The 15,362-nt window shown below is 37.9% G+C and carries 13 protein-coding genes and 1 pseudogene; 9 read left to right on the top strand and 5 right to left on the bottom strand.

Going from position 1 to position 15,362, the window contains the following annotated elements; all coding sequences use genetic code 11:
• A pseudogene (locus tag H5116_RS11385) lies at window positions 1–571 on the top strand (ribonuclease E); the annotation flags it as partial.
• A gap of 897 nt (window positions 572–1,468) precedes the next feature.
• Here H5116_RS11385 and yejK read toward each other — a convergent pair.
• The gene (gene yejK / locus H5116_RS11380) at window positions 1,469–2,485 is read right to left on the bottom strand and encodes a nucleoid-associated protein YejK (protein ID WP_002961473.1); all 1,017 of its coding nucleotides are present in this window, start codon (window positions 2,483–2,485) and stop codon (window positions 1,469–1,471) included.
• Window positions 2,486–2,547: 62 nt separating this feature from the next.
• Between yejK and H5116_RS11375 the strand changes: the two genes are divergently transcribed.
• The 7 genes from H5116_RS11375 (at window position 2,548) to H5116_RS11345 (ending at window position 8,935) form a co-directional block, all read left to right on the top strand.
• The gene (locus tag H5116_RS11375; RefSeq protein WP_002961475.1) at window positions 2,548–2,760 is read left to right on the top strand and encodes a DUF1414 domain-containing protein; all 213 of its coding nucleotides are present in this window, start codon (window positions 2,548–2,550) and stop codon (window positions 2,758–2,760) included.
• 5 nt (window positions 2,761–2,765) lie between these two features.
• The gene (locus tag H5116_RS11370; protein ID WP_024596962.1) at window positions 2,766–4,262 is read left to right on the top strand and encodes a DUF3413 domain-containing protein; all 1,497 of its coding nucleotides are present in this window, start codon (window positions 2,766–2,768) and stop codon (window positions 4,260–4,262) included.
• An 86-nt stretch (window positions 4,263–4,348) separates the two neighbouring features.
• Window positions 4,349–4,828: a DUF4124 domain-containing protein gene (locus tag H5116_RS11365; RefSeq protein ID WP_024596961.1), complete on the top strand. Its 480-nt coding sequence runs from the start codon at window positions 4,349–4,351 to the stop codon at window positions 4,826–4,828.
• A 103-nt stretch (window positions 4,829–4,931) separates the two neighbouring features.
• Window positions 4,932–6,650 (top strand): bifunctional isocitrate dehydrogenase kinase/phosphatase, encoded by a 1,719-nt coding sequence (gene aceK / locus H5116_RS11360; RefSeq protein WP_182716163.1) that lies wholly within the window; start codon window positions 4,932–4,934, stop codon window positions 6,648–6,650.
• Between the two features lie 19 nt (window positions 6,651–6,669).
• A complete protein-coding gene (locus tag H5116_RS11355; protein ID WP_002961484.1) occupies window positions 6,670–7,608 on the top strand; it encodes a LysR family transcriptional regulator in 939 nt (312 codons plus the stop codon).
• 177 nt (window positions 7,609–7,785) lie between these two features.
• A complete protein-coding gene (locus tag H5116_RS11350; RefSeq protein WP_002961486.1) occupies window positions 7,786–8,229 on the top strand; it encodes a PA2169 family four-helix-bundle protein in 444 nt (147 codons plus the stop codon).
• A gap of 313 nt (window positions 8,230–8,542) precedes the next feature.
• On the top strand, window positions 8,543–8,935 hold the full coding sequence (locus H5116_RS11345) for a biopolymer transporter ExbD (RefSeq protein ID WP_182692860.1): 393 nt from the start codon (window positions 8,543–8,545) through the stop codon (window positions 8,933–8,935).
• Between the two features lie 73 nt (window positions 8,936–9,008).
• Here H5116_RS11345 and H5116_RS11340 read toward each other — a convergent pair whose 3' ends face one another.
• Genes H5116_RS11340 through H5116_RS11330 form a run of 3 tightly spaced genes read right to left on the bottom strand, consistent with a single transcriptional unit; the run spans window position 9,009 to window position 13,696 of the window.
• The gene (locus H5116_RS11340; RefSeq protein ID WP_182716162.1) at window positions 9,009–12,044 is read right to left on the bottom strand and encodes a TonB-dependent siderophore receptor; all 3,036 of its coding nucleotides are present in this window, start codon (window positions 12,042–12,044) and stop codon (window positions 9,009–9,011) included.
• A 9-nt stretch (window positions 12,045–12,053) separates the two neighbouring features.
• A complete protein-coding gene (locus tag H5116_RS11335) occupies window positions 12,054–13,133 on the bottom strand; it encodes a FecR family protein (protein ID WP_024603563.1) in 1,080 nt (359 codons plus the stop codon).
• A complete protein-coding gene (locus tag H5116_RS11330) occupies window positions 13,130–13,696 on the bottom strand; it encodes an RNA polymerase sigma factor (RefSeq protein WP_024597233.1) in 567 nt (188 codons plus the stop codon). The genes H5116_RS11335 and H5116_RS11330 overlap by 4 nt, the downstream gene beginning before the upstream one ends.
• 273 nt (window positions 13,697–13,969) lie before the next feature.
• On the opposite strand from H5116_RS11330, the gene H5116_RS11325 reads away from it, so the two are divergent.
• The gene (locus H5116_RS11325; RefSeq protein ID WP_182716161.1) at window positions 13,970–14,485 is read left to right on the top strand and encodes a DUF2937 family protein; all 516 of its coding nucleotides are present in this window, start codon (window positions 13,970–13,972) and stop codon (window positions 14,483–14,485) included.
• Here H5116_RS11325 and H5116_RS11320 read toward each other — a convergent pair.
• Window positions 14,465–15,352, bottom strand: a complete 888-nt coding sequence (locus tag H5116_RS11320) for a LysR family transcriptional regulator (protein WP_002961497.1) — start codon at window positions 15,350–15,352, stop codon at window positions 14,465–14,467. The two genes, H5116_RS11325 and H5116_RS11320, sit on opposite strands and share 21 nt — an antisense overlap.
• Window positions 15,353–15,362 lie beyond the last annotated feature (10 nt).

The raw sequence follows: 15,362 nt of genomic DNA, 5'->3' as shown, positions 1-15,362 counted from the left end.
GAAAGTTGAAACGAAGAGAAAGACGGAAGGGAGAGATAAAGTTGATATGTCAGTGACGAATGAAGCGCACGATAAAGTACAAACGCCAGAAAAAACAGAAGAGCGCGCTAAAGTTGAAACACCAGTAGCCACTGAAGAGCCAGCTAAAGCTGAAACACCAGTAGCCACTGAAGAGCCTGCTAAAGCTGAAACACCAGTAGCCACTGAAGAGCCAGCTAAAGTTGAAACGCCAGTAGCAACTGAAGAGCCAGCTAAAGTTGAAACGCCAGTAGCAACTGAAAAGTCTGCTAAAGCTGAAACATCAGTAGTAACTGAAGAGCCTGCTAAAGTTGAAGCAAAAGTGAAAACTGAAAAATCAGCACCGCATGTTAAAACAGCGGTTACTCAAGGGTCAGCAAGTGCGCCAATGGCACAACCTACTCCTGTAGCTGATAGCGAAGTGAAACATACGTCTGTAGCAATGGCTCACGATAAACGTGAACTAGTTCCAGACAGTGGTTTACGTGCAGGTTCAATCAAACCTGCTGGTCGTGCAAGCTCTGCAATGACTAAAACAATGAGTGTTGATTAATAACTAACATTCATTAAAAAGCCCCGCTATTTAATAAATAGTGGGGCTTTTTTGTTTATATGATTTGAATAATTATTAAAGTTTCTTCACGCCCACAATAAGCGATTTATTCACAAAGAGGTTAAGAGACGCTGCGCTTTTAGAGGTAGTAAAAAGGCTAAGTCTTGTTAATAAAGCACGACTTGTGTTTTCTCATTTACTCCTCTTTCACTTCTCTATGTGAAATAAATCTTTAAGTGGTTTTATTAGCAAAGAAATTAAATAAACAGAAGCGTTGCTTCTCGCGTAATCAAGCTTCACTACTACAGCCGAAATTTAACACCGTGAATAAAATTAACCTGTAGACACACAACTTGTTGGCGTGACGGGCACAAAGCCCATAATAAGCGACTTATTCACAAAGAGGTTAAGAGACGCTGAGCTTTTAGAGGTAGTAAAAAGGCTAAGTCTTGTTAATAATGCACGACTTGTGTTTTCTCATTTACTTCTCTTTCTCTTCTCTTTGTGCAATAGATCTTTAAGTGGTTTTATTAGCAAAGAAATTAAATAAACAGAAGCGTTGCTTCTCGCGTAAGCAAGCTTCACTACTACAGCCGAAATTTAACACCGTGAATAAAATTAACCTGTAGACGCACAACTTGTTGGCGTGACGGGCACAAAGCCCGTAAAAAGTAATTTTTTCACAAAGAGGTTAAGAGATGCTGCGCTTTTAGAGGTAGTAATAAGGCTAAGCCTGTCAATAAAGCATGACTTGTGTTTTCTCATTTACTCCTCTTTCACTTCTCTATGTGAAATAAATCTTTAAGGTTTTTTTTCCGATGCAACGAATTTATATACCGATACAAAAAAGCGCGATATAAATACCGCGCTCTTAAATCAGCTTTTTACTTGTGAAATTTACTCGCTTTCACTTTCCATAAAACGTTGTAACTGATCTTTTAAGTTTGGTGGAATACCTTTAATTACAAGCGTGTCAGTTGCCTCGTTGTAAGTTACGCGCTCACCTAAGTGTTTACGTTCAAAGCTTACACTCACACCACCACCAAGACCTGAGAACTTAACCATGCTGGTTACGGTTTTCTTATCAACAGGAAAAGTTTCTTCTAAGTCATAGCTTTGTTCTTTACAAAAACTATCAAACGGGCTGTCATCGCCTTTTGTAAGCGTTGCAGATAGCTCGCTTACGCTGGCATCTTCACCAGTTGTCACACAGTCATTACAGTAGTCAAAAACTTGTTTACGTAAATCGTCTTTTTCTGATTTATCAAATTGTTGCTCAGATAAATAATCCTCTACTGCGCTAAGCATTACTTGGCTTTGCTGTTTTGAATCAATACCCTCTTCACAACCTAAAAAGTCTAAGAAAAAGTCAGCAACTTTACGTCCAGCTCGCCCTTTGATAAATGAAATATAACGGTTGTCGTCAGCTTGTGTATCCCACGCTGTTAAATCGATACGAGCAGCAAGTTGCATGCGTGATATGTCTAAATGACGAGAAGCGGCTAAATCAAGCTCTGAGGTCATAGAATAATGCTCTTTGATGTTAATCATCGCAATTAGCATGTAATCAGTTGCAACGTACTGGTAATGACAAAATACTAAATAGCCTGTTTCACTAAATGCATATTTATCAAGCTCTTCTTTTAAAACCGTTGAGGCTTGCTCGGTCATATGCCAAAAGCCTAACTCATCGTTACGGTAACTTTGCATTGCAGATGCTACAACACTGTTTTTGTCACCACTGAAAGCACAATAACCTTTACCAGGTTTACCATTGTATGCATGATGTAATTGTTCGATAAAAACAGCTACTTTATCGTTAATTACCATCTCATCATTTCGAAGGTGAATTTGCGTATCGTCGTCTTTTTTGTCTACATAGTGAACGACTAATTTTTTAACGTCTGTTGTCATCTTTGTTTTTCACGCCTCTAGTGTTAAAATACGAGAATATAACTATTTTATTGAACCAACTAATGCCAATCTTATCAAAATACTCTAATGAAGAAGTAGAACAAATCGTCGATCAGCTTATTGATGTGCTAACTAAACACAATGCGCCGGTTGATTTAAGTCTTATGTGTTTAGGAAATTCTATCACGCATATCTTAAAAGAGCATGTACCAACAGGGAAAAGACAAGCTGTAACCGAGAACTTTGCAAAAGCGCTCGCGCAGTCGGTTAAATAAAATTTATGAATTTATCGCAGCACAATCAATTTTCATCAAAAGCGAGTCAGCTGCTAAGTTGGGGGCATTGGTTTACCTTTGCCAATATCGGCTTAGCCCTACTTATTAGCTTAAGCTATTTATTTGCAGACTCGCCACCTACAAGCTTTTTAGGCATTACTTATATGCTAGTTACTTGGCTAAGCCACACTAGTTTTATAGCCTTTTTAGCGTTTGTGCTGACGGTATTTCCGCTTAGTTTAATATTCCCATACCCACGACACATTCGTGGCATGGCCGCTGTTATAGCCACTGTAGGCGCATCATTGCTTACTCTTGATGCTTATGTGTATGTTAATTTAGGTTATCACCTAAGTATATCTGCCTTACCTGAAATAATTTCATTGTTGTGGCATCGTTTAACAAGCTCTCCTGCTTTAACAACCATTTTAGCCAGTGGTATTGTTGTTGTTATTTTAGGCTTTCAGCTACTTGTTAGTAATTACACATGGCACCACCTAGAGCGTTTAAAGCAATATAAATTTGCACGTTACGCAATTTCTTTTTTAATCGTGTGTTTTTCGCTTAGCCACAGTATTCATATTTGGGCTGACGCCAATTTAAACTTTGACGTAACAAAACAAGATAATGTTTTGCCACTTTCATACCCTACTACTGCTAAAAGCTTGTTAGCTAAAAATGATCTGCTAGATATAGAAAGCTACGAGCAAGCACACAACGTAAAAATTAATAACCAAAATATTAGTTATCAAATGCCAAGCCCGCTTGAAAAATGCGAGGACTACACACAAGCTAATGTAGATATATTTGTATTTGAAACTCAACAACAACTCGAAAAATTTGTTGCCGAGAATAAAAACATGCACAAAACAGAGCAGTTTTTACAGCCAACAAATCATGACGATACGTTATTTAGCTTAGTGTATGGTTTACCCGCTTTTTATAAAGCAGCAATTTTAACCGAGCAGACACTCCCAGTTTGGCAAAGTCAGCGCCGTAGCATTGAAGTAACTGGCATTGAAGAACTAAGCTTTATTAATGATCAAGCACATAGCTCTAGTGCTATTCGAGTAATTAAAGCGAGTGATACCCCTACTGTTCGAGATGATGAAACACAGGTTTTTGCTTTTAGTCTTGCCAATAACAAGCAAGAAGTAGTAACCACCTCAACTTTATACAGCTCTGACAAACGTATTTCTAAAGTAGATGGGCTAATACAACCTAGCGATTTAATTGCAACAAGCGTTGGGCAATATTTAAATTGCAAAGCTATTGCCAAGCAAACAATGCTAGGCGTTAATCTATACAAGAAAAAAGACGATATGGGCGTGAACTACTCTCAGGGTGTTGTTATAGCCTATAAAAAAGATAGGATTACCTTAATAGATTCAGATGGTAACTTTAAAAACATTTCCGCCGCTGAAGGTTTTTCTATTGAACAAGGTTTAGATATACCATTTTTAGTACAGAGTATTAAAAAGCTCAAAACCTTTACCCAATAACAGTTATCCTAACCTAGCTTGATATACCACCAAGCTAGGTTATAGTTTTATATTGTTGTTAGATATAAAAACCAAGGATGACATGTATGTTTAAAACTTCTCGTTATATTCTCCATTCTAGCTTTTTACTTATCAGTTTTTTTAGCTTTAGCGATACCACTTACTACAAATGTGTAACAGAAAAAGGCACTGTCTTTTCTCAACTCCCCTGTGACGACGAAGCAACGACTTATAAAGTTAACACAACGGGTAATCAGTATTCTGGTCCTAAGGTTGACTACACTAAACAACTAAACGAACTTGAGCGTGAAAGGCTTCTATCTGGCTTACAGGCAGAGCTTCGCAGTAATAACCATAAACTAACAATACTTGATCGTAATAAAGAGCGTGCTGAATACAAACAACAAGAGCGGTTAAATCATATCTTAGCCATTGATGATAAAAAGCGTATTACTAAAGACATTACTAAAAAACTAAAAATAATTAATAAAACATATAAGAAAAACGTATCGGCTGTGACTAAACAAATTAAAATTCTCGAAAAAAAGATAGCTCAATTCCAATAAGTTACTCTTAGTTAGTAAGTAACATTTATCTTGGTTTTAAACTTAAAATAACATACCCTTAACACAATAGAGTATAAACTCTAGGGACTTTTAAGGAGTGCAAATGCAACCTCGCCATATTGCTGAATTAATTTTAACGGGTTTTAAAAGGCACTATCAGTTATTTCAAAAAACAACAGCCAAAGCCCCTCTTGCCTTCGCAAAAAAAGATTGGCAAGCAATTAATGATATCAGCCGTTTGCGTATCAGCTATTATGATGATCGTGTTAACGAAACCACGCAAGCGCTAAAAAAAGAAACCCCAACCGAACAACTCGATGAAAGCCTATGGCTTGAAGTTAAAAAGGTATATCAGCATTTTTTATGTTTTCATCCCCAAGCAGAGCTCGCAGAAACTTTTTATAACTCTGTATTTTGCCGGCTGTACCATAGGCGCTATTTTCATAATGACTTTATATTTGTAGAAGCAACCTTAAAAGATGCTCCTTCAGTGCCTGTAGAAGCAGAATATAGAACTTACTTTCCTGTAGTTGATGGCCTCAAACCAACAATAAAACGCATTATTAATCATTTTGATTTTAAAGCCCCATTTGTAAATTTAGAGCGTGATATCCGCCTCCTTGTTAAAGCTTTTTATAAACAAGCCCCCGATACACATCACCAACCTTGGCAAATGCGCTTTGATATTTTACACACACCTTTTTATCGTAATAAAGCAGCCTATATTGTTGGTCGTGTTGTTTCAAAAAGTGGGGTTCAGCCCTTTATAATCGCTGTATTACACGATGAAGATAACGGATTATATTTAGATGCACTTTTAACTAAGTCATCTCAAATGCGTGTTATTTTTGGCTTTGCCCGCGCCTACTTTATGGTAGAGACTCACGCACCTTCAGCACTTGTCCGGTTTTTAAATCAACTTATGCCAAACAAAACACTTGCTGAGCTCTATAATGCAGTGGGTTTTCATAAACAGGGGAAAACTGAGTTTTACCGAGAGTTTTTAAATCACTTATCTCACTCTAGTGATGAGTTTACAATTGCACCGGGGACTCCCGGTATGGTGATGATGGTATTTACCCTCCCCTCATTTGGCTATGTTTTTAAAGTAATAAAAGACAAATTTGGTGAGAGTAAACCCTTTGGCCGTGATACCGTATTAAAGCGCTATCAACTGGTAAAAAACCATGATCGCGTTGGCAGAATGGCCGATACCATAGAGTATTCTAACGTCGTATTTCCTTTAGCGCGTTTTGATAGTAATTTACTTGCGCAATTACATAAAACAATTGGCTCATCAATGATAATTGAGGGCGATTGGTTGATTATCAAGCATTTGTATATTGAACGGCGCATGACACCTCTTAACTTGTTTTTAGAAAATGCTGATGAAGAAAGTGTCGCCGACGCAATTGAAGAATATGGGCAAGCCCTAAAAGAAATGATTGCGGTTAATATATTCCCTGGTGATATGCTCTTAAAAAACTTTGGTGTAAGTAAGCACAAACGTATTATTTTTTACGATTACGATGAAGTTCAATATCTAACCGATATGAACTTTAGAACATTACCAAAAGCAAAGAGCTATGACGACTATTTAATGGATGAACAAAGTTACTCTGTTGCACCACAGGACGTATTTCCTGAGCAACTTTGTACATTTGTAATGCCAAACCCTATGTATAAAAAGTTTTTACTCAGCACTCACCCAGAGCTTATAGATGTTAGCTTTTGGAAGCAGGCACAACAAAATATAAAAAATGGTCAGGTAAGTCATATTTACCCATACCCGGCAGCACAGCGCTTTATTCACCACTGGTAAGCGCTAAAGGACACACACAATGAATATAAGCAAAATAGATTTAAATTTACTCGTTTACCTCGATACATTGCTGCGAGAATGCAACGTAACACGCGCTGCTAATCAATTGAGTATAACGCAACCTGCAATGAGTAATGGCCTTAAACGTCTTCGTAACTTATTTAACGACCCTATTTTAGTTCGTACCAGCGATGGTATGGTACCTACCGAGCGTGCTTTGGAGTTACAACCCGTTATTCGTGGCATTTTAATGACCCTTGAAGAAACTCTAGCTCCTAATCGAGAATTTGAGGCAAGCCAAAGTAAGCGTGTGTTTAGAATAATGGCCAGTGATTACGCTGCAAGTACATTAGCACCAAAGCTTTTAAGTAAATTGCACGAAGAAGCCCCCGATACTACTTTAGATATACTCACACCAAGTGATGTCACCTTTCATGATGTAGAAAACGGTAAAGTAGATATGGCAATCAACCGTTTTGAAAACTTACCGCAGTCTTTTCATCATAAACGTATTTGGAAAGATAGTTTTTGCTGCTTAGTAAAAGCCGATAATCCTATAATTGAAAACTTTAGCCTCGACAGCTATTTAAAAGCGCGCCATATATGGGTGAGTAAAACAGGTTTTGGTGTAGGTGTAGGCATGGACCCTAAAGATGTTCAAAAACTTGGCTGGGTTGACGAAGCACTTGCTCACTTTGGTAAGCATCGTAATATTGCCACTTTTACGCGTAACTACCATGTAGCAATTCATTTAGCTAAAGAGAAAAATTTGATTGCGACCCTTCCTTCAAAAGCCGCAAATATATATTTAGATGATCCGGGGCTTAAAATTTTAGAGCCACCATTTCCAATTCCTCCTTTTGAGCTTGATATGATTTGGAGCCCACTGCTGCATCGCGATGCGAGTCACATTTGGTTACGTCAAAAAGTAGCTGAAGTAGCTGAAGAGCTAAAATAACTTTATTACACAATATAATGTAAAAATTGCTAGGTTAATTTTTTGCCTGTTAACTTAGCACCCTGCTGAGATGAAATTAAACCAATAAAATCAAATAACTACATAACCATTGAAACGTGGAACATACATTGCTTTTATTAAATTGAACTATACATTCATTTAATTAAAGAGGTCATTATGAACACCCATCAAGGATCAGAAGTAAATCATATTACTGACATCATTCAAGTTATGAACAGCGGCATCGATTTTTATCAAAAAGCACAGGAAAAAGTTGAAGACCCTGCTATTGGTGCACTTTTTCAGCGTATGATAGATGCCCGAAAAGTGAGTGTTGAGCGCTTGCAGCCATATGCAATTAATGAAAAAGGCGAACGCGAAGATGGCTCATCTTTCGCAGTTGAAGCACGACGTGCGTACACAGCCCTATTGACTACTTTCACCTCACACAACGACAGCACGTATGTAAAAGAGCTTGAAGAGGTAGAAGATAAAACCCTTGAAGAAATTAAAGCAGCAATGGATAAACCGCAACCAGCTGACTGCGAAGCTGCACTGGCTAAAACATTATTAACAATGCAAAGCTGCCATGCAGAAATGAGCCGTATGCAAAAGCATTAAGCTTACATAGCGCATAACTAGAACCCAGCCTCGAGCTGGGTTTTTTATTACCTCTAATACCAACCTACATAGTTTTTTAAGCAATTTAACAAATTGAATTACATTATAACGATGCTAAATAGACCCATTTTTAAGCAGAACGGTATAAACACCACCTTATTTCGCCACATTTTAAATACATAATTAGTACAAATATTTAATGTTATTAGAATATTTATTTAACCACGCTTTATTTTTGCTGTGCTAATTTTGTTAATAGGTACCTAAAACCTTGCTGTGGCGCCGCAGCATTTAATTAAAAATAAGGTCCAATATGAAAAAACTAACCAAACTACAAAATAATGCTGATGTAGATATGACCCCGATGTTAGACATAGTGTTCATATTACTAATTTTCTTTATTGTAACTACATCTTTTGTAAAACCTGTGGCTATTGAATTAAACCGACCACTCGACAGCCCTCAAATAGATAAGCCTGTTAAAAATGCTTTATTTAAAATTGATGAAAGTAACGGAGTATATTTTTCTGAGAGGTTAATTGATTTAGAGCAAGTTGCGACTAATTTAGCTATGTTCGCGGCTGAATATGAAATAAGTTCGGTACTTATAACCGCAGACGAAAACAGTACACATAATACTTTAATGAATGTCATGAATAATATTAAGCAATACGATGATTATCCAATAAGTTTGATTTCTAAATAAAATCAGCCCAAGCTAAAACCAAAAAAAGGGCCTTACGGCCCTTTGAGTTAAATAACAAAAGGGAGGTTATTAATTAAAAACGGTATTCTGCACCTACGTAGTAGTAAGCACCGTTAAAACCAAACGGAGCCGAACGACGTGAGTAGTCAAACACACCTGAGCTGCTAATTACGGTATTACCATTAGCATCTACAATAGTACCTGAGCGAGAGTTACCTATTTCATTTTTATCTGGGTAAACATCGAACAAGTTATTTGCACCAATATTTACTGATAAGTCTTCAGTAACGAAGTAGTTAACTTTAACGTCAGTTAAAATTTCTGCACCATACGTTTGACGACCACCATCTTCTACTGTGTATTCACCAAAACGATTAAGTGAGAGGTTAACAGTCCAATCATCACGTTGATAAAGCGCACTTAAGTTAATACGGTCCTCTGGTTGCCACTCTTCTATAATAGAGATGTCTTCAGCTGAGAATATATCTTCTACTTTTACTGTCTCAAGGCTTGAGCCAGCAGGAGAGAACAACGATACAACATCTGTTTTGGTAAAGTTAGCTGCAAGTGTAAAATCAAGTGTGCCGCCTAAACCTTCAGTGTTCCACGTTGCTACAAAATCAACACCACGTGTTTCTGTATCAGCACCATTTAAGAAAAACTGCCCTACGCCAGCACCTGCACTATTTAGTGCTGCATCAAGGCTTGTAGATAACCCTTTACCTAAGCGATCACTAATTACAATACGGTCGTCAATATCAATCGAGTAGTAATCAACGGTTACATTAATATTATCGGTAACGTTATACACAATACCTAAACTACGGTTTTGTGATTTTTCTTCTTTAAGTTTAGGAATACCTAAACTTTGCGCAAGTGTTGAATCATTTCTAAATGTACCAACTTCTTCTGCAACTAAATTCCCATTAGTATCAACAACAAATTGTGTGCTTACGTTATTAAAGTAAAGCTGCTGCATTGAAGGCGCTCTAAATCCTGAGCTTAATGCACCACGTAATGAAATATCGTCGGTAATAGACCAGTTACCAGCAAGTTTAAAGTTTACTGTATCGCCAAAACCTTTGTAGTTATCGTAGCGAAGTGCTCCAGATAAAATCACATCTTCAATTACATAAGATTCTGCATCTACGTAAAATGAAATTACATCACGTGACTCATCCACTGAAGACGCAGGTGATGAACCACCAAAACCTTGTGAACCACCCGATGCATCTTCAGAGCCAACACCGCCACTTAAACCGCTGTAAATACTTACACCATTTAATGTGTCGTAATCGCGGTACGCATATTCATTACCTTCTAAAATACGGTATTCATCAGTACGTATTTCAGCACCCATCGCTAACGAATAATCATCAAAGTTTTGCGTAAAATCAATATTGATTGTTTGCAGTGATAATTCCATACCGTAAGCGTACGCTTCACGTGGAATAGTTGTACGAATATCAGCTGCACTTAAACCTTGGTCATAACGTAAAAAGTTAGCGTATGAGGCATTGATAGTGTCACTTGTAGTGTAATCAATGCTGTTCTCACCATAGGTGTAAGATAAATCAAGGCTTGCATCGTTATCAAATTCAGTTTTATAACCAAAGTTGTACGAGATATCATCGATAGTTGTGTTGATTTTTGGTAAGAAACCTAGCGGAATCGTCGCATCGTTATCTTGTAGTACTGGGTTACCGCCTGCATTTGCATTATGACGGAAAAATGCAGCCGACTCATTTTCGCGTGTTGAGTAAGTAATAAAGCCGTAAAGCTCACCATCACCTAACTCGTAACCGGTATTAATTGTTAAACCAAACTGCTGAGAATCAGCATCACCAATTCTAAAGGTATCACGATCGGCTGTCAGCTCACGCGGATCACCAGCAAGTAAAGTGCCGTCACTTAGTTCTGTACAACCATAAAACTGACAAGAGCCATGTAAACCGGCACGGTTAGTCGGTGCACGGTCACGGTAATTAATAGTTGTATTTAAATAACCGTCATCACCTAGCGCAAAGCCTTTATTAAAATCAAGGTTAATGGTTTCGCCATCGCCTTCAGAATATTGACCGTAGTTAATAGCCGCTTTGCCACCTTCGCTACCATCTTTGAGCACAATATTAATAACACCAGCAATGGCATCAGAACCATACTGAGCAGCAGCGCCATCACGTAATACTTCAATGCGTTTAATTGCAGAAGCTGGAATTGCATTCATGTCAGTACCTGCGGTACCACGCCCAACAGAGCCATTAATATGAATAATACTTGCTTGATGACGACGTTTGCCGTTAATTAACACCAATGTTTGATCGGGACCTAAACCGCGAAGTGTCGCAGGTCTTAAAGCATCTGTACCATCACTAATTGCAGAGCTTGAAAAGTTAAATGAAGGGGCGATAGACTGTAGCATACGACCAACTTCTGTTTGGCCCGTATTTTCAAGCGCTTCTGCACTTAGGATATCTACTGGAACGGGTAAATCTTCAACTGAACGTCCTGCTACACGGCTACCGACAATAGCAATTTTTTCAATTTTTTCTTGAGCGACTTCTTCTGCTGCGTTTACACCTTGCGAATTTACTGCAAGTAAAGCTGGTAATACTGCTGCACTGACCGCTGAAAGCTTCATCATGTTGTTATCATTCCTGTTGATTTGTTTGAGTTTTATACTCAGTAAACCATTTTGATCAACAACCGCATCGAGCTCAGTCCCACCTAATAATGCCTCTAGAGCATCTAGCTGAGTGTAAAATCCATAAACTGAATTTGCGTCATACTGCTTTGCCAACTCATAAGAAAACACCACGGTTTGCTCTGTTTGTTTAGCATATTCAATTAAGGCTTTGTCTGCTCGCTGCGCTTTTATATCAAATTGCACCATTTGCCCAGTGGTTTGTGTTGCTGCTTGTACACTTAAACTAAAAATAGCCGGTGCAAGCACACTAAATCCACTCAATAAATGCGTTTGGTTACTGCGCAACTTATATAAACAGCTGACAAACAAAAATCCTCTATGGGCTTGTTTCTTTTTTTTAATGTTTTTTTTACGTTCAATCTTTATTGATGTAACTTTACCTAACATTAGTTTGATTTGCATAACGTCTACTTATGATTCTGTATGGTGTTTTAGCGTTACTACATGCTCACCTAAACGCTCATGATCAATCGAAAAGTTAGTTTGTAAACTTTCTAGTAAACCTTCAACGTCACCGGCTTTAAATACCCCAGCCACTTTAATACTGGCAAGCTCAGCTGATGAAAGCTCAAAACGTGTGGCTGTATAGCGGCTTACTTCATTTAAAGCATCGCTTAGCTCTTCTCCATTAAAAATAAGCATCCCGTTTTGCCATGCCAAATCGCGTTGTACGTCGTTCATTGAAAGCTGCGTAATTGGTTTTGTAACACTTTGCTCAATAACTGCTTTTTCGCCTGAGGTAACAATATTGGCATTAATTTGACGAATTTTTTTCGTGCTATTATCTGCAAGTTGATAATCTTTAAAGTCATTTGCATCAACCGCTACACTTGGATCAGTGATCATCACTTTGCCTTCAGTAACCACCAGTTCTAAATCTGATGAAGTATTGCGTTGTACATTAAATACCGTGCCTAACGCGGTAAAACTTTTATCACCAGCCATAACACTAAACGGACGCGTGGCATCTTTTGCTACATTAAAGCGACCTTCCCCACGACTAAGTAATAACTGTCTGCGACCTTTGCTATAAGCAACTTCTAGTAAGCTATTAGTATTAAGCTGCACTATGGTGCCGTCTGGCAATACATACGTTGCTTGCTCGCCTACTTTTGTTTTGTAAATTTTAGTGTAATTAACTTTAGCAAGCTCTTGGTTGTAGCCATTTTCTAAGTTAATTAATAAGTAGCTGCATACCATTAACGCTGCAAACAAACTCGCTGCAATTGAGTAAGAAAACATCCACTTGTTTTTTGATGTTTTAGTATTGTTGCGCTGAGGAAATAAATGACTTAATTCGTTTAATACTGAAAGCTCATCCCAAAGCTGAGCAAGCTCGTATATAGAGTCTTGATGTGCAGTGCTTTGCATCATCCATAATTTAAATTGCTCTTTTTCATCATCAGTTAAACCACGATCAATCGCGCTTATCCAATCACATGACTTTTCTAAGATTAAATCTTTTGAATTAAATTGATGAACATTACTCATTCTGCGACCCTCTTAACTGATATAGGATGTGCTTGAGCTTTAAGGTTCGTTTGAGGGCTTTGCTCATGTTCACGCATGTATAACATGGTTTGTAACAATCCTTTGGCAATGTGTTTTTCAACAGTGCTTTGGCTTAACTGCATTTGGTCTGCTATCTCTTTTTGGCTCATACCGTAAACTTTTTTTAATATAAAGCATTTACGAATCGATGAGCTTAGTTGCTCAGTAGCTCTACAAAAAAGTAAAAAACGCTCTTTAGATGTGTATTCGTCTTCGAGCTTCATTGATTTGAGTAATACGGGCAATTCGTTATCGTTTTCTAACGAATCATTAAATTTATTGTCCCACTTAGCTATATGGTTGAGTGCTAGATGTTTTGCTGTTTTTAGCATATAACTGCGGGTAAACTGGATGTCTTGTTTTAAATCAGCTTCATAGCTTTTTACAAAAGTTTCTTGCACAATATCTTCTACATCGTCGGGTTGAACAATGCGCGATACAAAACGTTTGAGCTGTTTAGAAATATCAACAAATGTTGACGTGAACTTTACTTTTTTCGTCATCCTTAACATCCACCTGTTGTTATTTTTATTATTAGGGCGTGTTGGCCTTTCGTGGTTGAATTTGCAGCAGTACGTTTGGTATTTAGGCAAGGCAGAGCCTATGTAGTGTGGTTATTCCCCATAAATAGGTGATAACGCAGCATAAATACCATACATGCGCTGCCCTTTGGGTTCAATCCACAAAGGTTAACACGCCCCAATAGATTACGAGTTTTTGACATAAAAACAAGCTCAAATGTTAATTCTGGGTTATTTAAATGCATAGGAAGATAAATGAGTAAACTTTTAGATTATATACGACTTAGTTTCTTTGCATTCGGTTTACTACTTGGAGTGCAAATTCCTGCATTTGTAAGCGATTTTGGCCAAGCACTATCAGCCCAATTAATTGAAGCTAATAATGCCGTTGCGCCTTTTAAAAGCGATGCAGCTAAGTATTTCAATAATGATTTAAATAAGCTAATAAAACACTATCAAAATATTGATGATGAAATTGTGAACAAAGGGGCAAGTAATATCAATACTCTTTACGAGCGACAGCAAGATTTACAGATAGCCGTAAATAGGTTTGAGAAATCTCCGTATATATTTACTATGATCAGTGGCATGAGCGATATAAAGCAACAAGTATGGCAACGCTTTGAAGGTCAAATCATTTTGAAAAAAGACTCTATTATAGCCGCCATTGTTGCAGCCATAATTGTTGCCTTTCTTGCAGAGCTTACTGGTTATTTGTTTTTAACTGGAGTAAAACGCTCATTTAAACGCTTATTCGCAGCTCAAAAATAGTGATTTCATAAAATCATAAAATACATCGGTTTTGCGGGTTGTTAAACTATTTTGCGGACGTAAAAACCAAACCGGTGCATCATCTTGTGCCATTACCCCTGGCATAACTTCAACCAAAATACCGTTTTTAAGATCTTCATTAATCGCTATTTTTGATTTAATAGCAATACCATGGCCTGCAATAGCAGCTTGTGTCATATTATCGGAGTTTGAAATAGTAAAACGAGTTTTAGCATTAAAGGTATGTATTTTTTTGTGTTCGTCAAAAAGCTTTAACTGGCGTTGCCACGGCAGGCAAACCCAATAATGCTCACTCAATTGCGTTAAATTTTCTGGCATGCCGTACTTTTCTATATAGCTAGGGGCTGCACACAGTATGCGACTATTGTTTACTATTTTTCGCGATAGTAAACCGGAATCATTTAATTTTCCCACCCTAATTGCAACATCTTGCGCGTCATCAACTACATTTACAAAATGATCCGTTATTAAAAAATCAAGCTTTAGTTCAGGGTAAGCTTGCTCAAACTCATTGAGTTTAGGCATTACGTATTTTGAAAAAACCCAAGGCGGCATGGTCACGCGTAGTAAACCACTCACCGATGAGCTGCGCGCGCCAATACTATGTTCAGCATCGTGAAGGGCTTCTATTATAGCCCCCACACGCGTATAAAATATTTCACCTGCGGGAGATAACCGTACTCGCCTGCTATCTCTAAAAACAAGTACTGTAGCAAGCTCACGCTCTAGTTTACTTAAGCGATGGCTCACCGTTGCAGGCGATAAACGCTGCTCGCGGGCAGCAGCAAGTACGCCCTTGTTTTCAACTACAGCTATAAATGTTTCTAGGTCGCTTAAATTATACATAAAGATGCCA

The sequence above is a fragment of the Pseudoalteromonas sp. SG45-2 genome (genome assembly GCF_014164115.1).
GTDB lineage: Bacteria > Pseudomonadota > Gammaproteobacteria > Enterobacterales > Alteromonadaceae > Pseudoalteromonas > Pseudoalteromonas distincta.
This window is presented reverse-complemented; position numbering and strand designations above follow the sequence as displayed.